The organism is Bacillus sp. ISL-51 (assembly GCF_018613535.1).
GTDB lineage: Bacteria > Bacillota > Bacilli > Bacillales > Bacillaceae > Bacillus.
In genome coordinates, this window is the sequence record NZ_JAGGQB010000005.1 from 702,916 (window position 1) to 726,023 (window position 23,108).

Genomic DNA, 23,108 nt, shown 5'->3' on the forward strand with positions numbered 1-23,108 from the left:
CTTCTTTCTGAAAGGATGAGGCCAATGTTTCACGCAGATCGGCTGATTGCAGCTTTTGACGGAAGTGACGATAGTAAGAAAGCGCTTCAAAAAGCCATTGACCTTTCAAAAACGTTACACGCAACATTAACGGTCGTCCATTCTCACAATGTGAAAGAGACGCAGACGATTGTTGATCCGCCGAGGCCGGTAACAGGGGCAACGTATATCGGCGGCGGGATTGCAAGCGTTCCTGATCCGCTGAATACGGAAGGAGCTGTTCCTGCCCCGATGATTTATGAAGACCGTACGGAAGAAGTCATTGCGGAAGCAAGAATGCTTTTGAATGATAACCACATAGACGGAGATATTGATATTTTAGAAGGAGATCCTGCTGATGCGATTATTGAGCACGCCGACCGTATATCGGCAGATCTAATTGTCATGGGAAGCAGGGATCAAAACAGATTAAAAAAACTATTATTCGGGAGCGTCAGTGAAAAACTGTCGTCGAAATCCGATATTCCGGTTCTCATTGTAAAGTGATGATCCGATCGGGACTATGAAAAAGAAACATTCACAGGAGCATTCGGCTTAGAGTGCCTGTCATGCTTTTTTCGATCGGATAAGCGGCCGATGAAGGCTATGTCTCTTACCGTCTGCCGATTGAAACGATTGCTGAATGGAATAACAATAACTGAAGGCTTGCAGGCATCACACCTGCAAGTTTTTTTATATATCCCGGCTTCCTTTCTTTTTCGGCATGACAAAAAAACTGGCCATGATCAAAAAATCAATACATAACACGACAGACCAGCCCTTTAACAATTGGCTGAGCGCTTCGGTGCGTAAAGAGTCTTGAATGAGAAAAACCGTTCCGGCTAAGAGAATGCCGCCGATCGCAAACGACAAAACATGTTTCCCCCACCCTTTTGCATAGTGTTTGGCGTGGTCCAATCCGTACCGCTTTACAGGCTCTGATCCATCCTTTAACACATAATAACGAAACCGTTCATCCGCCCATTGAATCATACTTTTTCCGAAAACGACTGACACCGCGATATAAATGGCGGCGATTGCATGCGCCATCGTGGCGGTTGCTCCCTTATATAAATCAATTCCGGCTGCAAAAAACAGCACCGCATCCAAAAGAGGAATCAAAGCGAAAAAGAACATCCCGAGCTTTTGACGCCTGAATAGATACCGCGCCGCCAATCCGCTGATGACAGCCGCCCAAAAAGCAGCCTCACAAATTACAATCATCCAAGCAACAGCATTCAAACTTATTTCCCCCTCGTCTTCATACAATTGTTTTACTAAAAAGCATTGTAACACCCTTTTTTATTTAATACAATCGTATTGTAAAATTGCGTGATGTTTTTTTTCTTGATACACTAGAACCATGCCTAAAAAAATTGATCATGAACAAAGAAGAAAACAAATAGCCGAAGCAACATGGCGGATGATTTTAGAACGGGGAATGGAAGGAGCGACAGTCAGGAACATTGCCCAGGAAGCAGGCCTTTCATTAGGCGCACTGAGGCACTATTTTGCTACCCAGGACGAGCTTTTGGGATATGCGATGACACTCGTAAAAGAAAAAGCAGCCGCCAGAATACAGAAAGTCGCCATGAAAGATCTGCCGCCGAAAGAAAAGGCGGTACAGCTGATGCTTGAAATTATTCCGACAGATGAGGAAACATTAGCCGAAATGGAAGTCTGGTTTGCTTTCACAGCTTATGCCAGACATAAGGGAGAGAAGTTTAATGCCCAGCACGACGGCATACACAGCTATATTTACAAGCTGATTGACTGGCTGGACGAAAGTAAGCTTTTGAAAACACATCTTGATAAAGAAACAGAAGCAGAGAAATTATACGCCATTGCGGACGGATTGGCGCTGCATGCCATGCTTGAGCCGGAGCGGCTTGTGAAGGATAAGGTTTCCCGCGTGCTCGTTCAGCATGTAGATTCTCTTTGCATCGACCAGTAAAAAGAAGGCCGGATTTGTGTTCCGGCCTTTTTTGTCCATTTACGATTGAATCCCGATTTCCTGCTGAATGCTGGCCTGAAAAGCCTCCTGAAGCTTTCTGGCGACAGGTCCCGGCGTTCCGCTGCCGACCGGATTCCCGTCAAGGGTCACAATCGGAATTAATTCAGCAGTCGTTGACGAGATAAAAATCTCATCCGCTTGTCTGAGTTCCTCTTCAGTCAGAGGGGTTTCTTTTACCTGAATCCCGTTTTGATTGATCAGCTCCAAAATTTTCATCCGGGTGATGCCGTTTAAAATCAGCTCATTGGCCGGATGTGTGCGGACGACGCCGTTTATGACAGCGTATACGTTGGAGGAGGTTCCTTCTGTGACTGCCCCGTCTCTTATGAGCACTGCTTCATAAGCGCCCGCTTCATAGGCTTTCTGCTTGATCATGACATTATACAGTAAATTCAGACTCTTAATATCACATCTCAGCCACCGCTTATCTTCTGCCGTTATGGCCGCCGCTCCCTGTTTCTGCTCATTTTCCGGTTTTTTCACGGAAAAGGTGTACGCCGTAGTCTGCGGCTCTAAGCCCTTATCATACTGATGCTTTCTCGGCGCCTTCCCTCTTGTTGTCTGAATGTAAACGCCGCCGTCGGTGAGTTTGTTTTCCTGAATGAGTTTTTGCAGATCCCACTTTGCGTCTTCCGCGCTATACGGCAGGGTGATGCCGATTTCAGCAGCACTTCTGAAAAGACGCTCGATATGCTCATGCAGTCCGAATAAGACTCCGTTATACACCCTGATCACTTCGTACACGCCGTCACCGAATTGGTATCCGCGGTCCTCAATATCAACTGCCGCTTCCTCACGATCAATTAACAGGCCGTTTACAAGTACTTTCATACAACCCCTCCTAAACGTTATCAATCTGATGCGCATTCTCAGCTGTTATTGTCAACTATTCTATCATACTGAACAAGCCGGGAGCAGAGTTTATTTTTTTCTTAAAATCTTATATTTCGACAATTTTTCTATGTTCTTACCAGTTTTATTCCTGTATACTTGACTCGACATACATATGCTGTTAACTTATGGCACTTATTTAAGCCTCCGCTGTTTCAGCAATATGCAGAAATTTATGCTACTGGAGAGATTGTTATGCGCAATACAAAAGAAGGTGCTTCCCCTTCTCTGTTTTCACTGGCTTTTAAACTAACGAGTTTAGCAGTTTTGTGCGGACTGCTTCTGTTAATCGTCATATTGGGCTATTCAACTTCCGCCGCTAAGAATAAACAGATCACTGTCACGGCTAACGGCCAGCTTCGTGATGAAAAACAAAGCCTGCGGCTGAAAAACGATTCCCCCGGCGTGTTAATCAAGCACTTACAGGGAGAGCGGGACACAGGCAAAAAAACGGTGTATTTAACATTTGATGACGGGCCTTCTCCTTATACTGACAAATTATTGGATGTTTTGAAGGCACATGGCGCAAAAGCCACTTTTTTTATGCTTGCACCGCGGATGAACGAATATAAACATTCCGTTCAGCGAGCAAATCATGAAGGAATTGCGCTCGGTCTGCACGGCGTCACGCACGACAATAAACTGTTTTACCAAACCCCGACGTCGCCTCTGAAAGAAATGCAGCAGGGCCGTGCCACGCTTCAAGCGATCACAGGGGTGAAAACCGATCTAGTCCGCACGCCTTACGGAAGTAAGCCGTCGTTGACAGATGCCCAGATAAAAAATCTCGAAAAAGGCGGATTCGTATACTGGGATTGGACGATAGACAGCGAGGATTGGAAGTACAAAAACGCACAATATGTGCCTGAGGTTCTGAACCAGCTCGCTTATTTAGAAAGCAGCCGCACGAGCAGGCCTCTTGTTATTTTAATGCATGATCTGCCTGCCACGGTTCATGCGCTGCCAAGCCTGATCCAACAGCTGAAAGCGAAGGGCTATTCCTTCGATGTGCTGACGGATCAAATGATTCCCGTCCATGAATAAGAAAAGCCGGATCGTATAGATGATCCGGCTTTTTTCCGTCTACGTTGCGGAGTTGATATGTTTTGCAAACTCACCGATTTTCCGATGTATCACCAGATCAAATAAATGGTCGCAATATGTCGGCTCGAGATTAATGATCACCTGTTTCAATCCCGGTATCCGGCTCGCATCCTCAGGCACGAATCTGGCCGGCGCGACCTCAAGCGAAGTACCGATAACGAGCAGGAGATCCGCTTGATTAAGCTTTTCATAGAGGGTCTCAAAATGCTGAACGAGATCGCCGAACAGAACGACATCTGTTTTTAACACCGTTTCGCATACTTTTCCGTCTGCTTTTTTCGCTGTACATTCCGGCACGTCCTCCTTCAGTAAATGAGAAAGCCCGTAACGCGATTTGCAATCAGGACAGACAGCCGTTTGAATCGAACCGTGAAGCTCATATACACTGCTGCTTCCCGCTTTCTTATGAAGCCCGTCAATATTCTGCGTAAAAATGTCTACCTGCTTCCCCCGCTTTTCGAGATCGGCCAAATAAAGGTGACCGGCATTCGGTTCATAGTTTCCGCTCATTTTCATTTGAAACAGCTGTTTGAATTTAGGCCAAAATTCGCGGGGATGGCGTTCAAAGTATTCGCGGCTCATTGCTTCCATTCTGGACGTGTCTTCCGTCCATATACCGCCCGCAGACCGAAAATCCGGAATGCCCGATTCCGTGCTCATGCCGGCCCCGGTCAGCACCGCGATACGTTCTGCCTGATTGATCAATGTCAAAAACCCTTCCACTCTGCCACCGCCTTTTCTTTTTATCATATCATGAAAAAAACCCCGCCCTAAAGGCAGATTACCTTTCAGGACGGGGGCCTTGTTATGCCCGTTCCTTTTCTCCGGAATGCTGATTTACCTGAAACGGGTCATTCTGATTTTTCTGCTTTACAAATACCGTTTGACCCGGGTAAGCGAATTCCACGCCTTCCTCGGCAAAAATATCAATAATCCTGCTGTTAATGTCCTGACGCACGTCTAAGCTTTCCGCCCAAACGATGGTCTTCGTGTAAAAGTTGAAAAACAGATTGTAATAGCTGTCTGCAAACATATCAAAATTGACCATGATCGTATCGTCATGCACGCCTTCATGTTCAATCAGCATCTTTCTGAGCCTGATGATACACCGCTCTAAATTTTCGATAGGCGTCGCATAAGAGACACGGATGGAGAACGTAACCTGGCGCTTTGTCATTCTTGTCCAATTTGTGATGGCCTCCATGGACAGCGTTGAATTGGGAACGGTGACGAGCGCTCCCTGCGCCGTGCGGAATCTCGTGCTTCTGAAGGTGATATCTTCAACGCCCCCGGTCACAGCAGAGGTCTCCACCCAATCGCCGATCGTAAACGGCTTCTCTGTAATAATGATGATGCCGCCGAAGAAATTGCTGATCGTATCTTTAGCGGCAAGCGCAAAGGCCAATCCGCCAAGCCCCAGTCCGGCCACGAATCCGTTGACGTCATAATTAAATTCCTGCGCAATCACACTGACGCTGAGCGCCAAAATCACAAAGCGAAGCACCTTAGATAAAAACGGCGCCAAAATGTCGTCCATATCAAGCTCAAAGCGCTTATTGACTTTATGAAACAAAAATGAAGAAGCTGATGTCAAATTGCACAGCCCCCAAGCGAGCAGCGCTACGATAAGAGAACGGTACATTTTTTTCACAATGTCCATCTGTCCGTCTAAAAACGGTGAATATTCAATTGCCAAAAACAGTCCCAACGCCGCAAAAAACCATCTGGCGGGCTTGTCAAACGCCACGGCGATTTGTGTGAAAATGTCTGTTTTCGGCTTGTTTGCCAATTTATAAATCAGTTGAAAAAAATATTTGACAAACAGCTTTCTGAGAATGAGAAAAGCAAGTAAAATTCCTATGCTGATGCCGATTTGTGAGATATGTTCAAGAGTAAAAAAGCTCTGAAAATGTTTAGCCATGGCAAATGCTCCTTTTGTCTGATCGAATCTATATTATACTAAAATATTCGGCGAATATCTTTCTTTAATGTCTGATGCACCGCAAAAAACCCCGGCTGGGAAATACAGCCGGAGTTTTCGCGCATAATCGTTCAATTATCAGCCAGATACAACAGGGGCAGGCACCTATTTCTTCTTCGTTTGTGTCTGATTCAGGAGAGTCGCTTTTTGCATTTCAGCATCGGTTTCGGCCTTAATTCTTTCCTCCACTTTCAATCTCCCTTTTCCCATGATCTCGCCTCCTTTGTGCCATTATAAATGATCTCAATCTATTGTAAACAGAAGAAAGCACTGTTTTTATTCCAAAAAAATACTTTTTGCACATTCACCAGTTTGTATCGCTGTGCATATATGAAATTTGATACAATAACAGAAATGCCCTTGAGGGGAGCTGACAAGCTTGTATACCATCGCCCACCGCGGCGCATCAGGATACGCGCCCGAAAATACATTTGCCGCATTTGATATTGCGGCCGATATGAATGCTGATTTAATTGAGCTTGACGTCCAGCTCACAAAAGACGGACATATTGTCGTTATCCACGATGACAAAGTGGACCGGACGACGGACGGTTCCGGCTTTGTAAAAGATTTTACGCTGAAGGAGCTGCAGGCCCTTGACGCCGGAAGCTGGTTCAGCCCTGAGTTTAAAGGTGAACGGATACCCTTACTTGAAGAAGTGCTGAAGCGCTATCATCCTAAAATCGGGCTTTTGATTGAATTGAAAGGCCATCCTTCCCAAGTCGGTCTTGAGAAAGCTGTCGGCCAGCTGTTAGGCCGGTTTTCCTTTTCGATTCATCATATTGTTCAATCATTCAGCATCAAGTCGATCCAGACCTTTCACGACATGTACCCGTCTGTGCCGACCGCAATTATTACCCGGCCCAGCTTCGGTATGTTTTCAAGAAGTCAGCTTGACGCCTACAAATCAGTCGCAAATTATGTCAATATTAAATATACCCGGCTTAATCGTTTCTTGATTTCTACCGCCCACAAAAACGGCTTGAAGGTGTTTGCCTGGACGGTAAGAAACCAAAAGACAGCCGCCAAGCTGCAGGACATGGCAGTTGACGGCATTGTAACAGATTATCCGGACTTCATTACTAAGGGTGGCTGATATGAAACAATACATCGCAATCTTTATCGGAGGCGCTTTGGGGGCTCTGCTCCGTTTTGAAATGAATGTGCATATCCGCAGCGGCGCCTTTCCGGCGGCTACTTTGATTGAAAACGCAGCGGGAAGCCTTTTACTTGGACTTATAACAGGTTATTTTATCATTCGGGCCAAGCGCCCTCTCTTATCTGCATTTTTAGGAACCGGTTTTTGCGGGGGATTTACAACGATGTCAACATTCTCAAAAGAGACCGTCTTTTTAATGCAATCGTCTCCACAGGATGCTTTTCTTTATTTTGCCGTCACAATGGTATCAGGCCTTGCGCTTGCATTCGCCGGCATCGCCGCCGGGCGGCAATTGGCTTTTCGCATAGCAGGAAGGGGGCATAAAACGTCATGACGATTTTCTGCATGTGCCTTGCCGGAGGAATAGGAGCTGTCTTTCGCTTTTTACTGGGAAAAGCGGTCACAGCAAAATCCGGCGGCTTTCCGATTCCAATGGGAATGACAGCAGTCAATCTGCTGGGTGCCCTCGGTCTCGGGCTGTTTACCGGAATCGGATTGCATAACCCTTCAGCCAGCATTATCATTGCGACAGGCTTTTTCGGTGCGTTTACCACCTTTTCCACTTTCAGCACTGAGGCCGTGCAGCTGCTGCTGAACAATCGAGTAAAGGCGAGTCTGTTGTACATTGCCGTGTCGGCAGCCGGAAGCCTTTTGGCGTTTTGGGCCGGCTGGATGATCATGTCTGTATAAAAAAACCTTGAGCTTTATTTTTCGCTCAAGGTTGCGTTTTGAAGCATTACGGTCTCAGGCACAGGCAGCGGGTGATTTTTTGTCTCCAGCCCGCCCAAGCGGCCTGTCTTTTCTTTCAATTCAATTTGTTTGATAAACCGGCCGTCCATCTCCAAAACCCGGGCAGTGTACCGGCCGATGTGTATCGACTCCCCCGCCGTGATATCGATGTTTTCTTTCAGCACGAGCCCGCCGATTGTATCGACTTCTTCCTGAATGGCGGCGCCGAGCAAGTGGTTCACCTGCTCAATCCGAACCTTTCCGTCTAATACGTAATGGTGTTCGGACAGCTTTTGAATCAGCGGCTGTTCATCTTCATCAAATTCATCTCTGATGTCACCGACGATTTCTTCAAGAATGTCTTCGGTTGTCACAAGGCCTGACGTTCCCCCGTATTCGTCAGACAGAATCGCCAAATGAATCCGTTCTCTCTGCATTTTGATCAGCAGGTCGTCAATGGGAATCGTCTCAATCACTTCAATGACCGGCCTCACATACGGCGTTATCGGTAAACCCGCTTTTTCTTCCTCTGTCATAAACAGCAGATCTGAAAACAGATGCTTCGTGTTCACCATGCCGATGACGTTGTCTTTGTCCCCATCGGTTACAGGCCAGCGCGTATATTTGTCCTTCAGCATCATATCCAGCATTTCCGGTATAGACATATCAGTTGAAACAGCGGCCATTTCCTTTCTCGGGATCATGATCTCCTTTGCGATCCGGTTATCAAACTCAAAAATTTTATTCACAAATGTATATTCAGACGGATTAATCTCTCCGTTTTTCAAACTTTCTGACAGCAGTATTCTCAGCTCTTCCTCTGAATGGGAGCCTTCATGCTCAGATACCGGCTTTAACCCGAACAGTCCGGTCAAAAGCCTGGCGGAGCCGTTCAGCACCCAAATAAACGGAAACATCAACAAGTAAAACAAGCGAAGCGGCCCGGCAATCCATAAAGTCAGTTTTTCCGCTTTTTGAATGGCAACCGTTTTAGGCGCAAGCTCGCCTATAACGACGTGTAAAAACGTAATCAGTGCATACGCCGCAGCAAAAGAAATGACATGCTCAGCCGAATCCGGCAGCCCCATGCCCCCAAACAAGGGATGAAGCATCCGTTCAAAAGCAGGTTCTCCCAGCACGCCGAGTCCGATGGATGTCAGCGTAATGCCAAGCTGTGACGCCGATAAGTATTCGTCAAGGTCCGTAATGATACGCTTTGCGAGTACCGCCCGTCTGTTCCCTTCTGAAATGAGCTGGTCGATTCTGGATCTCCTTACTCTGACGATCGCAAACTCACTCGCGACGAAAAATGCCGTTAAAGCAATGAGTACAGCAATTAAAATCAAACTGTCAATGTCGTCCATTTCACCTTATCCCTGTTAGAAAGGATAAGGACGTCACCTCCCGGCTGCAGCATTTTTTCCTGAATTCGAGGTACGAAATGGATGATTGACTATATAGAGGGCCCCATCCTGCCACCTCCTAAGTCAAAGCATGATTACAATTTGTATATTTTATTGTATCACAACTCATTCCAGAATTATTTTTTCATTTTTCGATTTATTTATCATGAAAAAAACAGCCTTCAGAAAGGCTGCTGTTACTTGCTTCGGAAATGATTTTCTAAACAAAGCGCCGTATTGATTCCCCCGAACCCCATGCTCAGGCTTAATGCGCAGTGTACGGTATGTGCGCTCGGCCTGTCTTTCACCCAATGAAACGTATCGTCAATCGGCTCTGTTAAGTTCCGTGTAGGATGGAGCATGGATTCCCGCATCTGCAGAAGTGAGGCAATGACTTCCACCGTACCGGCAGCGCTGAGGCCGTGTCCCGTAATCGATTTTGTAGCGTTTATTCGCGCGTGTGACAAACCGCTCTCCGAAAGTGCGCGGCATTCAGTCTTATCACCAATGGCCGAACCGGTGCCGTGTGGATTTATGTAATCAATCTCTGCCGCCGAAAGCCCCGCCCGATCCAATGCCTCGCGGATCACCGTCATTTCTCCTTCAATAGAGGGGTTTGGATTGCGGTTGCCGTCAGAGGCCATGCCCCAGCCCTTCAGCCCGGCCCATGAGCGCGCGCCCCGCTTGTCCGCGGACTCAGCCCGTTCCAGCACAATCGCCCCGCATGCTTCTCCGTAAATAAAACCGTCTGTATGCCGGTCAAACGGGCGGCAGGCTGCCTCAGGGCAGTCGGCATATTTGTCAGAACCCATAGCCCCTAATGAGCGCAGCGCCTGACATTCCATATACGACAGGTCTGTTAACGCCCCGATGACAATGCAGCGGTCAAACAGGCCGCCATTGATCGCTTGGGCAGCCTGAATGACGGCCGCCTGACCGCTCGCAGACGCGCCGCCTACCGTAAAGGCGGGCCCTTTTATCCCGAATTGCTCTGTGCAGAGCCCGGACAAATCACTATCCATAAAAGAGAGCCCGTACGTCGGATTCACAAATTGCGGCGACTCGCTGTTTTTTTCGAAGGCTTGCACCAGTTCACGCTGCTGAACATTGGAGCCGCCGATGATTAAGCCGGTTCGGCTCGGGTCGGCTCCGTCTAATGCAGCATCCTGCCATGCCTCATCTAAAGCGATAAGCGCGGCCCTTCCGGACAATGAAGCTCTTCGGTACAAACGTTTGGAGAGCGCGTCAGGAGGCGTCAAATCTTTCAGCTCCGCGCCGATAAACGAAGTGCCTTTCTGCCGTCCCGGGCGCTTCATGACATCAAACGCGTGACGGCCCTCCATTAGAGCCTCAAGGAATGCGTCCTTGCCTTGTCCGACTGCCGTTAATACGCCGATTCCGGTGATTTTCATTTCAGACATCCCATCATTTCTCATAGACATTAGACTGTTCTCCCGTCTTTATATATTGGAAGCTATGAAACGAAATCTTGATACAAAGCGGCAAAAATCTCCCGCGAATTTTGGATTTGTTCTAAAGACACGCTGAATGATAACCGGAAGTAGCCGCTCCTTCCGAATCCGCTGCCCGGCACGATTAATAATTTATATTTCTGTGCGGCATGCCTGCAAAACTCGACCTCGTCTTCAATCGGTGATTTAGGAAAAACGAAGAAGCCTCCTGTCGGCATTTCAAAATCGAAACCTGCTTCTGTCAGGATGTCAACGATAAGGTCTCTCCGCTTCCGGTAAGGAGCCGCATCTATCGTCAGATCATCCATTTCAGCCACGGTGCGCTGCATCATGACAGGCGCATTCACAAATCCGAGCGTCCGATTGCAATAAACGAAAGCATCCGTCAGAAGATCACGTTCAGGCATTTGGCCGTCCAAACCGATATACCCAAGCCGCTCCCCCGCGATCCCGAGATCTTTACTGAAAGAACTGACTAAAATGACGCGGTGATACGCTTGGAACGGATTCGCCTGCTCTTCCCCGTAGATCAGCTGGCTGTACGGTTCATCAAACAGGATATAAATGCTTTGGCCGTGTTTCTCCTCCGCTTCTTTTAATAAGGCGCCCAATTCATTTATGTTGTTTTGGCTTAAAACCGTCCCCGTCGGGTTGTGCGGCGTATTTAAAATCAACCCCTTCGTCTGGGGAGTGATCGCTTTCCTTACTGCTTCAATATCAATCTCAAATGTGTCAGTAAGCGGGCAAATAACGGGTTTTCCGCGGTAATTTTCAACATACGCTTTATATTCCGCAAAATAAGGCGCTAACAGTATCACTTCTTCGCCCGGATTCAAAATGCTCTTCAGCGCGACATTCAGCGCCCCGCCGGCTCCGACTGTCATCACGACATGCTTGGAAGAAATGTCTGCCTCAAACCGTTTTGATAAGAAGCGCGCTACCTTTTCTCTCGCTTCCGGAAGCCCTTGATTTTGTATGTATCCGTGCCTTCCCGCTTCAGCCGTTTCACGCAGCGCCTTTTTAAATGCCTCAGGCGGCTCGGTGACGGGATTTCCGATTGAAAAATCGAATACCTTATCAGCGCCGTATTCCTTCTTCAGCCGCGCGCCTTCATCAAACAGCCTGCGAATCCATGATCCTTTCTGTAAATTCTCTGTAACTTCTTTTGATAAACCGGCCACTTTCATCTGTCCCTTCTGCGCGTTTGCTCGTCTTCCTTCGCCAAACCGCTCTCTATTTACAATGATTATGGAAGATTTGCATGATTCAGTCAACGCTTTTTCCTAAAGCCTTCACTGCCAATTAGAACGACAGCACTGGAAAACAATAAACTTGTGCAACTCCTCTTCATATATTAAACTATTCTCATAACTATAACGTGATGGTTGGGGAGGGATTTAGATGGGGCTGAGACTTATCGCATCAGTGAATTAGCGGCTCTTGCCGGAGTAACGAAGCGGACGGTGGATTACTACACAAATCTTGGTCTGTTAACGCCGGCCAGGTCTTGTTCGAACTATCGTTACTACGATACACTTGCACTTAAACGACTAATGTTTATTGTCGCTTGTAAAAAGCAGCGATTGGCCCTGTCTGATATAAAAGATCAACTGGAGAACCAGTTTCCCTCTTCAGCTTTGACTGATGATATTGGAAATTTGGCAACGGAAATTGATGACATGAATCAAAACATCTCCGGGATCTTGCATCGGTTTGAAAAGCTTGAACCTGAGGAGCGTGCCCAGCTGAAAAAAAGGCTTACTCCCGAAAAGCTTGCAGTGCTTCAATCATTTATGCTGCTGTTAAGTTAAACCATTATCTTATTAACAGGAGGTGTTACCTTCATTTTCCCAAAAGGAGTGAAGGTTCTAATTGGACATTGTGAATTTGATTTTAGTCGCGGTTTTAATCGCGCTGACGGCATTTTTCGTAGCATCTGAGTTTGCGATAATCAGAATCAGAGGCTCACGGGTTGACCAGCTTATAGCAGAAGGAAATAAAGCCGCAATCGGTGTAAAAAAAGTGACCACGCATTTGGATGAGTACTTATCGGCGTGCCAGCTCGGCATTACATTGACTTCGATTGGTCTGGGTGTCTTAGGCGAATCAACGATTGAACGCATGCTTCATCCGCTTTTCACAAAATTAAACGTACCAAACTCACTATCGCATGTTATTTCATTCATTCTGGCCTACGCCATCATTACATTTTTACATGTGGTCGTAGGGGAATTGGCGCCGAAAACAGTCGCCATCCAAAAAGCGGAAGCCGTTTCGATGCTGTTTTCGAAACCGCTCATTTGGTTTTACCGCATCATGTTCCCGTTTATTTGGCTTTTGAACAACTCCGCCCGTCTTCTGACAAAGATGTTCGGTTTGGAGACGGTTTCTGAAAATGAGCTTGCCCATTCGGAAGAAGAGCTGCGCATCATTTTATCAGAAAGCTATAAAAGCGGGGAAATCAACCAGTCTGAATTTAAATATGTGAATAAAATCTTTGAATTTGACGACAGACTCGCTAAAGAAATTATGATTCCGAGAACGGAAATCGTCAGTCTGCCGCACGATATCAAAATCTCTGAAATGATGGATATCATTCAGATTGAAAAATATACACGCTACCCTGTCGAAGAGGGCGACAAAGACAATATTATCGGCGTCATCAATATTAAGGAAGTGCTGACCGCCTGCATCAGCGGCGAAGTATCAGTTGACTCGCCGATTACCGCCTTTGTAAATCCGATCATCCATGTGATTGAATCTGCGCCCATTCACGACCTGCTTGTAAAAATGCAGAAAGAACGGGTTCATATGGCGATTCTGTCAGACGAATACGGCGGAACCGCAGGGCTTGTGACCGTTGAAGATATTATCGAAGAAATCGTCGGGGAAATCCGGGACGAATTTGATATTGATGAAATCAACGAGATCCGCAAACTCGGGGACGGCCATTATATGCTTGATGGAAAAGTCCTGATTGACCAAGTGAACGACTTGCTCGGCATTCATTTAGAAAATGACGAGGTCGACACAATCGGCGGCTGGTTCCTTACCCAGAAATACGACGTGCAGCAGCATGATTCCATTATTGAAGAAGGCTGTGAATTTATTATTAATGAAATTGACGGCCACCATGTCGCTTATATCGAAGTAAAGAAGCTGGCGTTTGACGAACTGTTAGAAACCGCCGAACAAAAAGAGGCGTAATCCTCACAAAAAAAGCTTGCCGTCTATGCGAACGGCAAGCTTTTTTAATTCTGTTACATCTGTTCAAGTTTTTTCTCAAGCTCTTTTATTCTGCTGTTCAGCTCTTCTGTCATGGCTGCCAGCCTTTCCTTCGGCGCATAATCGGCGAAGTCCTCCTGGAAAAGCGGTTCCCCGATGATAAGCTTCATCTTCCCTTTTTTAAACAGCTCTTTTCCTGTAGAAGGCCCTTTGTAAGCTGCCGGAACGAGCGGCGCTTTCCCCATTTGCGCAATGGTCACGGCCCCTCTTTTCAGCGGAACGTCTTCAGATGTTCTCGTACCGCTCGGGAAAATCCCGACTATCTTTCCTTCTTTTAAGAGCTTAATCGGCGTCTTAATGCTGCTTGGCCCAGGATTCTCCCGGTCAACCGGAAAGGCATTAACTTTCTTTAAAAACGTTCCGATCCCCTTTTTCTGAAACAGCTCTTTTTTTGCCATATAATGAATCTGCTGAGGCAATATCCCGACACCAAGGGTGATCACATCCACCCAGCCTGAGTGTGTGCACGCAATAACGAAACCTGTATCAGACGGAAGATTTTCTTTATTGTACACTTTAATTCCTCCGCGCAGGGAGAGAATGCCTTTAAGGGCATTTGCACAAAAACTATACATAACGCACTTCCTTTGTTGTAATGATCAAATGTATTCTGACTCTATTATAACAATATTTATTATTACCTGGTACTAATAAATATATTTTTCCTTAATCATTCTCTATCTTTTGTGGCGGATTTTGGGTACTATATAGAAATGGTGTTTGATTAGGTGAAAATGAAATTAAGCCGTTTGCATGGAACGTGCAACTTTAAACCTTTCTTATGCGTGTATAACATAGAGGGGAGAAAAGGCAGTGACGATCGATGAAATTTACCAAATGTATATGAATGATGTTTACCGGTTCCTGCTCTCCATGACAAAAGACAAGCATCTCGCTGAGGATTTGCTGCAGGAAACCTTTATGAGGGCATACATACACATTCACTCCTATGACCACAGCAAAGTAAAGCCATGGCTTTTTCAAGTGGCGAGAAATGCGTTTATAGATTATGTCAGAAAACATAAAAAGGAAGTGACCATTTCCGATGACTTAATTGGGAGCCTTTTTCAGACGGCTGTTCAAAGCCCGGCTCATCAAATTGAAATCAAGGAAGTGCTGACAGGGTATATGTCCGAACTCCCCGACAATTATCGGGAGGCCTTAACATTGTATTATTTAAAAGAACTGAATTACAAAGAAGCATCCCATATTATGAATATTTCAGAGGCTAATTTTAAAAGTGTTTTATTTCGTGCCAGACAGCGGCTGAAAGCACTTTATAATAGAGGTGTTAATGATGAATGAAGAATTTAAGAAGCGATTTTACCAATATAAAAATGGGGAAATGAGCGACCAGGAGATGGCCGCCTTTGAAGAAGAGCTGGAAAAGCTTGAAGTCTATCAGGAATTGATTGAAAGCGAAATGCAGGACGACCGGCAATGGGACGTCAGTATCAGCCCGGAAAAACAGCGGGCCATTTTATCATACGGAAAGCGCAAATCATATTTGCGGATTTCCGTTCTCGCCGTCATTTCTACATTGATGATTTTGCCGCTTTGCACATTGGGAAGCTACCTCTACTACGGGCTCGGAGGAAAAGAAAGCACCGGAAATCAATTAATGGAAACCGCGGCAGTGACAGTGGCGATCACAATGCCGAACGTCCTCGTTGATACGTCGGGCTTAAAAAGCCAGGTGAAGCTGTTTGGAATGAATACAGAATTTCCGCTTCAAAAACAGATTGGCACAAAAACAAAATCAGTAGGCGGAGAACGGGTGGAGATGTTTTTGGATACGGTCAAGCCGCCTGCTGTCAACTATTATGATTTAGATGTCAGCCAGGCAAACCATTATTTTGCGCATCCCTCCGGATTAAAGGAGCGGACGGTTGACAAAGCCGGTCAAACCTTAAAGAAATTGCCTGAAGGAAGCGTCGCCGAGGTTTATCTTTCTTACGATCGCGCCTATCCATCAACTGAAATCTATTCACGATTTAAAAACTATGATGTGAAGTTTTTATGGAATGCGGTCGACACGGAAAAAAATCTGAAAGACAGTCCTTATGCCGAACCGTTAGGATTTCCCGGGAAAGATTCAAAAATGCTTTCCTCTTTTGAAACGCAAGGACAGACTGACCGCGAACAATTTATCAACGCACTTGAATATATGTCCCGTCATAAAAAATGGGTGCATGTCATTTCTAAACGTAAAGATATGAACCTGGACAACAGAATCAATTATGTAGACCGGCACGGAATGAATGTATACGGGTCTGTTATCACGGGGCCGACAAAAGAAATCGAACGTCTGCTGAAAAATAAAGCAGTAAAAGCAGCAAACATCGGTGAGGTGGAATTATGGAATTGGTAAGAATCTTTAAAGAACATAATGTTTTCGGCTGGATATCAGTCGGGACCGCGATCTTGTCCCTGCTGCTGCTGAATGTGGCAATTATCAGCAATGTGACCTTTTATTCTTATCAGATGCTGCCGTTTGCGATGGCGGCCGTGCCCTTTGGCATCATTGAGCTGTTTATTAAAAAAGGCAGGACGGGTCCAGGCCTGCTCGGTGTCATCCTTAATCTTTTCGTTATAGTCTGTGTGTATACAATTGTTGCGGTGGATACGAATTTACAGTTTGGTTTTTAAAAAGAAGCGCCCAAGACTTTCCCGTCTTGGGCGTTTTTGCTGATAATCAAAAAACAAGCCCCCTGAAAGGGCCTGTTTTTTCTAAAATGAAAGAACTCCGATTAAATTTAACAATACGATTATGATAGCCAGCGGCACGAGATACCGCAACAGGAAATACCAGAGCTGAAAGAAAGCATAACCGATGGAAGACCCGCTTTTCATCTCGGCAAAAAGCGCCTGCTTCGGTATTTTCAGCGGAATAAAGATTGAAATCAATAAAGCGCCCAGCGGAATAAGCACATTACTGACGGTGAAATCCGCCAGATCAAAAAAGGTTTTGCCAAAGACATGTACATCGGCAAGAACACCATACGATAAGCAAGACGGAATGCCGACTAAAAAAATGAGCAGACCGCTTGTCCAAGACAGTTTCTTTCTTTTCGTTTCATCGCCTTTCCCGACTGTCGCCACGATAATTTCCACCATAGAGAAAGCCGAGGTCAGTGCAGCAAAGAAAAAGACCGCGAGAAAACCGATGAAAAACAGCGTGCCGAAGGGCAGCTGATCAAATACAGCCGGAAGCACGGTAAACAGCAGCGTAGGTCCTTCATCCGGCTTTAATCCAAACGAAAACACCGCCGGAAAAATCGCCAGTCCCGCAAAAAGCGTGACAAGTACATTCATGACAACGATCGAACCGGCCGAACCGGGCAGATTTTGTGATTTCGGAAGATAAGAGCTGTACGTCACCATGACCGACACCCCGAGTGTTAATGTGAAAAACGCCTGTCCCAATGCATATAAGATGGATTTCGGCGTAAGGTCTTCAAAATGGGGAACCAATAAAAATTTAACCCCTTCGACGGCATGATCAAGAGTGAGCGAACGCAGCACAAGCAAAATAAACAGCACGAATAAAATCGGCATTAATACCGCGCTGACACGCTCTATCCCTTTTTGTACGCCTTTTGCGACGACAGCTACCGTCATGATCATAAACAGCAGCTGCGCCGCGAGCGTCTGAAGCGGATTTTCAATGACTGCGCCAAACATCGAACCGTACTGTTCCTGAGTGAGTCCTGATAAAGAACCGGAAACGGCTTTCACCGTATAAAGCAAAATCCATCCGCCGACGACACTGTAAAAAGATAAGACTAAAAAACAGGCCGCCACACCTACATAACCCGTGAGATACCAAACCGATTTCGGCGCCGCTTTTTTGTAGGCATCTATCGCGTTTGTCTGGCTCCGCCTTCCGAATATAAATTCACCGAGCAGAAGCGGATAACCGAGAAGAACGGTAAAGAGGACAAACACGAGAAAAAAAGCGCCTCCTCCATTCGTTCCCGCTACGTAAGGGAACTTCCAAATGGCTCCAAGGCCGATGGCCGAACCCGCAGCGGCCATAATAAATCCTATTTTTGAGGCCCATTGAACCTTTTTTTGGTCAGACACGACTTTCCACTTCCCTTCCGCCCTATATTATCCCTTATTCGCTTCCATAACTTAAGCCTATTTTGATATGTTTTATTGTTCTGAAAATAAAAAAAGCGGCAAGGGCCGCTTCCCGTTATAGCTTCTCATTTAATTTGGAATGCTTTCTGGAATATAAGAAGTAAATCAGCAGGCCGATGATCAGCCAAATAAAGAAACGAAAAATGGTGGTCCAGCCAAGATTCAGAATCAAAAACAGGCAGAACAGAATCGCCAATGCCGGAATAAACGGAACTCCCGGACATTTAAAAGCTCTCGGCAGATCCGGCTGTTTCTTTCTCAGCACGATCACCGCTACGGAAATCAGGACAAACGCAGCGAGCGTTCCGATGTTCACAAGCTTTGCAAGTTCGTCAAGCGGAACGAGTGAGCCGAGTAAGGCGGACAGGATGCCGAAAACCCATGTGACCACGTGAGGCGTTTTATGCTTAGCGTGAACTTTTGAAAGCACCCCCGGCACTAACCCGTCACGGGACATAGCGAACATCACCCTGGTCTGGCCGTACAGCATGACGAGCATGACTGTTGTCATTCCTAAAACGGCGCCGATATCAATAATGCCCGCCACCCAGTTTTGGCCGGCCATTTGCAGAACAAGAGATACAGGGTGATCGACGCCTTCAAATCGGGCAAACGGCACAACGCCGGTCATAATCGCCGATACCGTCACGTACAAAACCGTGCAGACCAATAATGAATAAATAATACCTTTAGGCAAGTCCTTTGCCGGGTTTTTCGTTTCTTCAGCAGCAGATGACACGGCATCAAAACCGATGAAGGAGAAAAAGACGAGCGCTGCTGCGCTGAAAACTCCGCCAAATCCCATCGGCATAAACGGCTGCCAGTTATGCGGCTTGACATACACAGCTGCCACGGCAATAAACAGCAGAACAACCAGAATTTTCAGAATAACCATGATATTATTGACCCGTTTTGATTCCTTAATGCCTAAATAGAGAAGGAATGTAATGGCAAGCACGATGACAAAGGCGGGAAGATTAAAAAACGTAACCGTACCCTTAACAGACCCCGGGGCTGCGGTTAACGCGGCCGGCAGATGGATGCCGAAGCCCGCTAAAAATGATTGAAAATAACCGGACCAGCCGACTGAAACCGCACTGACGGCAAGCATATATTCCAAAATTAAATCCCAGCCGATAATAAAGGCGAGAAGTTCGCCCAATGTGGCATACGTAAATGTGTAAACGGAACCCGAAACCGGTACGCTTGAAGCAAATTCAGCATACGACAGAGCCGCAAATAAACATGCGAGGGCGGCCACGACAAACGAAACAGTCAGCCCGGGCCCCGCCGTCACGGCGCCTGTTCCCGTTAAAACAAATATTCCTGTCCCGATAATGGCTCCTATTCCGAGCAGCGTTAAATCAAAGGCGCCCAATTCCCTTTTCAGCGACTTCTCCCCGTTCGTTGCGGCAAGCAGATCCTGAATGCTTTTCTTTCTAAATACGCTCCCCTTCATCTTCTTCACTCCCATTATATAAATCTCATAAGTTAGAATATTCAGATAACAATGCTAATAATGACTAAATTCTTATTTTTTTGCTGTAAATATCGCTGCCCATCATCCCTTTCTCCTACATCATATTATATCTAAAAATAAAAAAATGAAAACAACTTTTTTGAAAATTCTATATTTTATACATCATCATTCAAATTACCATAATAAACCCCTATATCATGATCATAAGGTTGACGGGGTTTTGTCAGACGGAGGGAGATTATTATTTAACTGACAATTACCAATTTCCAAATTATATGTATCTTACCTTTCAAACAATAAAACATCCCGCACTCTGAGAGAATGCGGGATGTTTCTTACAAGTGATCAAGTTGAAATAAACCGTCCTCCGTTGACATGGATGGTCTGCCCCGTCATATAAGAGGATTCGTCTGAGGCCAAGAGCACATATGCTCCTGCGTGTTCTGCAGGCTGTCCCGGCCTTCCCATCGGCGTGTCCAAGCCGTGCTTTTCCACCTTTTCTTTTGTAAACGTGGCCGGAATCAGCGCGGTCCAGATCGGGCCCGGCGCCACCGCGTTCACTCTGATTCCCTGATCAGCTAAAGACATTGCCATAGAACGCGTAAAGGAAACGATTCCGCCTTTCGTACAGGAATAATCTATCAATGAAGTATCTCCTTGATAAGCGGTAATAGAGGTTGTGTTAATTATGGCGCTCCCTTTTTGCAAATGCGGCAGTACGGCTTTTGTCATATGGAACATTGAAAACATGTTCGTCCTGAACGTCTTCTCCAGCTGCTCTGTCGTGATATCGAGTATTCCGTTTTGCGGATGCTGTTCAGCCGCGTTGTTCACTAAAATATCAATTTTCCCATAATGATCTATGACTTGCCGGACTGCCTTTTGGCAATGCGACTCATCACCGACGTCTCCCGGAATTAGCAGGCACTCAGCCTGCTCTTCTTCTGCCCGCTTCTTCGTTCTCTCAGCATCGGAATGCTCGTCGAGATACAGGATGGCAAGGTTTGCTCCCTCTTTCGCATAAGCGATCGCAGCGGCTGCGCCGATGCCGCTGTCCCCTCCTGTGATAAGAGCGACTTTGCCTTTTAATTTTCCGGAGCCTTTATAATCCTGGTCCTCCAATAACGGCTTCGGGTCCATTTTCGACTCAGTGCCCGGCTGGCGGTCCTGTCCCTGCGGTTTTTGTCCTTCCTTTTGTCTGTCCATCGGATTCATTTTCTCACTCTCCTGCAAATGGTGTTAATGAACGATACCACGCCATGTGAGGAGTTAAACAGACAAATATGCCCCTGATTACAGCTGCTGGGCCGCTTTGGGAAATGAGCCGGTATATTTTGCAGACGGTCTGAAAATCATGTTGTTTGAGGCCTGTTCAAGCACATGGGCGCACCAGCCGGCCATACGGCTCGCCGAAAATGTCGGGGTAAATAAAGCGTCATCAAAACGAATCGCCTTCATCACCGCAGCGGCGTAAAATTCTACATTGGTGTACAGTTTGCGGCCCGGCTTATACTTTTCCAATAAGCGGACGGCTTCCTGTTCCACATGCAGCGCCAAATCGAGCGATCTGTCATTCCCAGCCACCTCTTCAGCCTTTATGCGCAGCGCTTCCGCACGCGGGTCTTTTGTTTTATATACTCTGTGGCCGAAGCCCATGAGACGCTCCCCCCGCTCCAGCTTGGCTGTCAAATACGCTTCTGCATTCTCTTTTTCTCCGATATCCTCAAGCATTTTCGTTACACCTGAAGGCGCTCCTCCGTGCAGCGGCCCTTTCATCGTGCCGAGCGCGGAAGTTACCGCGGATACCAAGTCGGATTCAGTGGAGACGGTGACTCTCGCTGAAAAAGTAGACGCATTCATGCCGTGCTCCATCGCCAATATCATATACGTCTCAAGCGCCTTTTTCTGAGCTTCTGCCGGCCGTTTGCCAGTCAGCATGTATAAATAATTTTCCACATGTCCGTATTGAGAGTTCGGCGCTATCGCTTCTTCTCCTTTTATCCGCCTGTTTCTGTAAGCGATGATTGTCGGTGTGGCCGCAATCAGCCGGATGGCTTCTTCCGGCCGGGGCGGATACGCAAAAGAATCTGTGCCTAATGCTGAAATGGCAGTCCTCAGCACCGCCATGTCGTCCATATGGTTAGGAAGTGTTTCCAGTAAATCGATGATACGCTTCGGCAGCGTGCGTTCTGCCGTCAGCTTCTCCTGAAAGTCCAGTAATTCGCGCGCATCCGGAAGCGTTCCGTATAAAATGAGATACGCTGCTTCTTCAAAGCTGGATTGCAGCGCAATATCCTTCGCGTCATATCCGCGATATATTAAATGCCCCTTTTCTCCGTCAATGTGGCTGATTGCCGTTTCTGCGCAAGTAATCCCTTTTAATCCATGATGTATCAATGTGATTCCCCCTCATCCTCTTTCTGTTATTATAGTAGATATAATATTTAAAAAATAATGAATATTTTTAAGGGAATTAATTAAAACTTTTAATCAGAGGAGAGCATTTATGGATTTCAAATGGCTTCACACCTTTGTGACCGCGGCAAAATATGAGAATTTCCGAAAAACGGCGGAAACGCTTTTTTTATCTCAGCCGACCGTCACCGTTCACATTAAGTTATTAGAGAAAGAAATCAGCTGCAAGCTGTTTCAGCGAAGCGGCAGAAAAATACAATTGACAGAGGAAGGAAAGGCATATGTGCCGTTTGCCATGAGGCTGCTTGAGGATTATGAAAACAGCATGGCAGAGCTGCACAGGGTGCGCCAAGGCTACTCGCAGACCTTAACGCTTGCTGTGTCGCCGCTTATCGCCGACACCATTCTCCCGTCTGTGATGAAGCGTTATACGGCTGCCAATGAAGAAACCGAAATGACCGTAACGATTTACGAATCTGAGGAAATCGCAGCCCAAATCAAGACAGGCTCAGCGGATATCGGCTTGAGCTGTTTGAGGGTGCAATCGGCCTCCCTCACATGCCGTTCTCTGTATCATGACCCCGTTGTGCTTGTCGCGCCCCCTGATCAAAAACGCAAAACCGGAAAGGAGGCTGATGCCAAAGATCTGCTCAAACACTACCTGCTGCTCACCCATAACCATCCCGATTACTGGGATGATTTGCTCCGCCAGGTCAGAATACAGTTCCCCTTTGTCAGGACGATGAAGGTTACGCAGACGCACATTACAAAGCGATTTATCAAAGAAGGGCTGGGCGTCTCGTTCCTGCCGCTGTCAACGGTAAAAGCTGAACTCGCGGCAGGCAGGATGATTGAAATCCCATGTAACTTTGCCCAGATGCCGAGAGCCGGAGCATACGCCATCGCCCTGCATGAAAATGAGAAAAAGAAAACCTTTTTAGACTTTTTATCGCATTTTCACTTTTAGAGAAACCAATAAGGGCGTACGCCGTCTAATAAAAAAAACCCGTT

Annotated in this window: 25 protein-coding genes and 1 pseudogene; 13 read left to right on the forward strand and 13 right to left on the reverse strand. The window is 46.5% G+C overall.

Features of this window, described 5'->3' with window-relative positions:
* Positions 1–24: 24 nt before the first annotated feature.
* Positions 25–525 (forward strand): universal stress protein, encoded by a 501-nt coding sequence (locus J7E26_RS08375; protein ID WP_214800695.1) that lies wholly within the window; start codon positions 25–27, stop codon positions 523–525.
* 53 nt (positions 526–578) lie between these two features.
* Positions 579–680, forward strand: a pseudogene (locus tag J7E26_RS18245) (hypothetical protein); the annotation flags it as partial.
* Positions 681–711: 31 nt separating this feature from the next.
* Here J7E26_RS18245 and J7E26_RS08380 read toward each other — a convergent pair.
* Entirely contained in the window at positions 712–1,260 is a 549-nt protein-coding gene (locus J7E26_RS08380; protein ID WP_214800694.1) for a hypothetical protein, read from the reverse strand.
* 121 nt (positions 1,261–1,381) lie between these two features.
* Here J7E26_RS08380 and J7E26_RS08385 point away from each other — a divergent pair, with 121 nt between their 5' ends.
* Positions 1,382–1,972, forward strand: a complete 591-nt coding sequence (locus tag J7E26_RS08385; protein WP_214800693.1) for a TetR/AcrR family transcriptional regulator — start codon at positions 1,382–1,384, stop codon at positions 1,970–1,972.
* A 39-nt stretch (positions 1,973–2,011) separates the two neighbouring features.
* Here J7E26_RS08385 and dat read toward each other — a convergent pair whose 3' ends face one another.
* On the reverse strand, positions 2,012–2,863 hold the full coding sequence (dat, locus tag J7E26_RS08390) for a D-amino-acid transaminase (protein ID WP_214800692.1): 852 nt from the start codon (positions 2,861–2,863) through the stop codon (positions 2,012–2,014).
* A gap of 255 nt (positions 2,864–3,118) precedes the next feature.
* On the opposite strand from dat, the gene J7E26_RS08395 reads away from it, so the two are divergent.
* Positions 3,119–3,967, forward strand: coding sequence for a polysaccharide deacetylase family protein (locus J7E26_RS08395; protein WP_214800691.1), 849 nt, complete (start codon positions 3,119–3,121; stop codon positions 3,965–3,967).
* Positions 3,968–4,006: 39 nt separating this feature from the next.
* Here J7E26_RS08395 and J7E26_RS08400 read toward each other — a convergent pair whose 3' ends face one another.
* The 3 genes from J7E26_RS08400 to J7E26_RS08410 form a co-directional block, all read right to left on the reverse strand.
* Positions 4,007–4,777, reverse strand: coding sequence for an NAD-dependent protein deacylase (locus tag J7E26_RS08400; RefSeq protein WP_251034603.1), 771 nt, complete (start codon positions 4,775–4,777; stop codon positions 4,007–4,009).
* A gap of 55 nt (positions 4,778–4,832) precedes the next feature.
* Entirely contained in the window at positions 4,833–5,948 is a 1,116-nt protein-coding gene (locus tag J7E26_RS08405) for a mechanosensitive ion channel family protein (RefSeq protein WP_214800689.1), read from the reverse strand.
* A 165-nt stretch (positions 5,949–6,113) separates the two neighbouring features.
* Positions 6,114–6,218, reverse strand: coding sequence for a YhdX family protein (locus tag J7E26_RS08410; RefSeq protein WP_214800688.1), 105 nt, complete (start codon positions 6,216–6,218; stop codon positions 6,114–6,116).
* Positions 6,219–6,387: 169 nt separating this feature from the next.
* Between J7E26_RS08410 and J7E26_RS08415 the strand changes: the two genes are divergently transcribed.
* From J7E26_RS08415 to crcB, 3 genes are read left to right on the forward strand one after another with little or no spacing between them, the layout of a single operon-like run.
* Positions 6,388–7,104: a glycerophosphodiester phosphodiesterase gene (locus J7E26_RS08415; protein WP_214800687.1), complete on the forward strand. Its 717-nt coding sequence runs from the start codon at positions 6,388–6,390 to the stop codon at positions 7,102–7,104.
* A 1-nt stretch (position 7,105) separates the two neighbouring features.
* Positions 7,106–7,501 carry a fluoride efflux transporter FluC gene (locus tag J7E26_RS08420; RefSeq protein ID WP_214800686.1) on the forward strand — a complete coding sequence of 132 codons (396 nt, stop codon included), beginning with the start codon at positions 7,106–7,108 and terminating at the stop codon, positions 7,499–7,501.
* On the forward strand, positions 7,498–7,857 hold the full coding sequence (gene crcB / locus J7E26_RS08425) for a fluoride efflux transporter CrcB (protein WP_214800685.1): 360 nt from the start codon (positions 7,498–7,500) through the stop codon (positions 7,855–7,857). The genes J7E26_RS08420 and crcB overlap by 4 nt, the downstream gene beginning before the upstream one ends.
* A gap of 14 nt (positions 7,858–7,871) precedes the next feature.
* Here the strand turns inward: crcB and J7E26_RS08430 are convergent, their stop codons facing one another.
* The 3 genes from J7E26_RS08430 to J7E26_RS08440 all read right to left on the reverse strand — a co-directional run bounded on the left by J7E26_RS08430 (position 7,872) and on the right by J7E26_RS08440 (position 11,958).
* Positions 7,872–9,260: a hemolysin family protein gene (locus J7E26_RS08430; protein ID WP_214800684.1), complete on the reverse strand. Its 1,389-nt coding sequence runs from the start codon at positions 9,258–9,260 to the stop codon at positions 7,872–7,874.
* A gap of 236 nt (positions 9,261–9,496) precedes the next feature.
* Entirely contained in the window at positions 9,497–10,741 is a 1,245-nt protein-coding gene (locus tag J7E26_RS08435; protein ID WP_214800683.1) for a beta-ketoacyl synthase N-terminal-like domain-containing protein, read from the reverse strand.
* A gap of 32 nt (positions 10,742–10,773) precedes the next feature.
* Positions 10,774–11,958, reverse strand: a complete 1,185-nt coding sequence (locus J7E26_RS08440) for a pyridoxal phosphate-dependent aminotransferase (protein ID WP_214800682.1) — start codon at positions 11,956–11,958, stop codon at positions 10,774–10,776.
* A gap of 198 nt (positions 11,959–12,156) precedes the next feature.
* Between J7E26_RS08440 and cueR the strand changes: the two genes are divergently transcribed.
* Together cueR and J7E26_RS08450 are read left to right on the forward strand one after the other, a co-directional pair.
* On the forward strand, positions 12,157–12,582 hold the full coding sequence (gene cueR, locus J7E26_RS08445; protein ID WP_214800681.1) for a Cu(I)-responsive transcriptional regulator: 426 nt from the start codon (positions 12,157–12,159) through the stop codon (positions 12,580–12,582).
* A 61-nt stretch (positions 12,583–12,643) separates the two neighbouring features.
* Positions 12,644–13,978, forward strand: a complete 1,335-nt coding sequence (locus tag J7E26_RS08450; protein ID WP_214800680.1) for a hemolysin family protein — start codon at positions 12,644–12,646, stop codon at positions 13,976–13,978.
* Positions 13,979–14,031: 53 nt separating this feature from the next.
* On the opposite strand, the gene J7E26_RS08455 is transcribed toward J7E26_RS08450, so the two are convergent.
* On the reverse strand, positions 14,032–14,631 hold the full coding sequence (locus J7E26_RS08455; protein WP_214800679.1) for a lysophospholipid acyltransferase family protein: 600 nt from the start codon (positions 14,629–14,631) through the stop codon (positions 14,032–14,034).
* A 238-nt stretch (positions 14,632–14,869) separates the two neighbouring features.
* Here J7E26_RS08455 and sigM point away from each other — a divergent pair, with 238 nt between their 5' ends.
* The 3 genes from sigM to J7E26_RS08470 are packed head-to-tail and all read left to right on the forward strand — an operon-like array spanning position 14,870 to position 16,705.
* The gene (gene sigM / locus J7E26_RS08460) at positions 14,870–15,361 is read left to right on the forward strand and encodes an RNA polymerase sigma factor SigM (RefSeq protein WP_003155312.1); all 492 of its coding nucleotides are present in this window, start codon (positions 14,870–14,872) and stop codon (positions 15,359–15,361) included.
* The gene (locus tag J7E26_RS08465) at positions 15,351–16,427 is read left to right on the forward strand and encodes an anti-sigma factor (RefSeq protein ID WP_214800678.1); all 1,077 of its coding nucleotides are present in this window, start codon (positions 15,351–15,353) and stop codon (positions 16,425–16,427) included. Before sigM ends, J7E26_RS08465 begins: the two co-directional genes overlap by 11 nt.
* On the forward strand, positions 16,415–16,705 hold the full coding sequence (locus tag J7E26_RS08470) for an anti-sigma-M factor (RefSeq protein ID WP_003155315.1): 291 nt from the start codon (positions 16,415–16,417) through the stop codon (positions 16,703–16,705). Before J7E26_RS08465 ends, J7E26_RS08470 begins: the two co-directional genes overlap by 13 nt.
* Before the next feature lie 81 nt (positions 16,706–16,786).
* Here the strand turns inward: J7E26_RS08470 and J7E26_RS08475 are convergent, their stop codons facing one another.
* The 4 genes from J7E26_RS08475 to J7E26_RS08490 all read right to left on the reverse strand — a co-directional run bounded on the left by J7E26_RS08475 (position 16,787) and on the right by J7E26_RS08490 (position 22,079).
* Positions 16,787–18,142: a sodium-dependent transporter gene (locus J7E26_RS08475; RefSeq protein ID WP_214800677.1), complete on the reverse strand. Its 1,356-nt coding sequence runs from the start codon at positions 18,140–18,142 to the stop codon at positions 16,787–16,789.
* 115 nt (positions 18,143–18,257) lie between these two features.
* Positions 18,258–19,661, reverse strand: coding sequence for a branched-chain amino acid transporter BcaP (bcaP, locus tag J7E26_RS08480; RefSeq protein ID WP_214800676.1), 1,404 nt, complete (start codon positions 19,659–19,661; stop codon positions 18,258–18,260).
* Positions 19,662–20,027: 366 nt separating this feature from the next.
* Complete coding sequence (locus J7E26_RS08485; RefSeq protein WP_214800675.1) at positions 20,028–20,897, reverse strand: SDR family oxidoreductase; 870 nt, start codon at positions 20,895–20,897, stop codon at positions 20,028–20,030.
* 78 nt (positions 20,898–20,975) lie between these two features.
* On the reverse strand, positions 20,976–22,079 hold the full coding sequence (locus J7E26_RS08490; RefSeq protein WP_214800674.1) for a citrate synthase/methylcitrate synthase: 1,104 nt from the start codon (positions 22,077–22,079) through the stop codon (positions 20,976–20,978).
* Positions 22,080–22,188: 109 nt separating this feature from the next.
* Between J7E26_RS08490 and J7E26_RS08495 the strand changes: the two genes are divergently transcribed.
* A complete protein-coding gene (locus tag J7E26_RS08495) occupies positions 22,189–23,064 on the forward strand; it encodes a transcriptional regulator CitR (RefSeq protein WP_214800673.1) in 876 nt (291 codons plus the stop codon).
* Positions 23,065–23,108 lie beyond the last annotated feature (44 nt).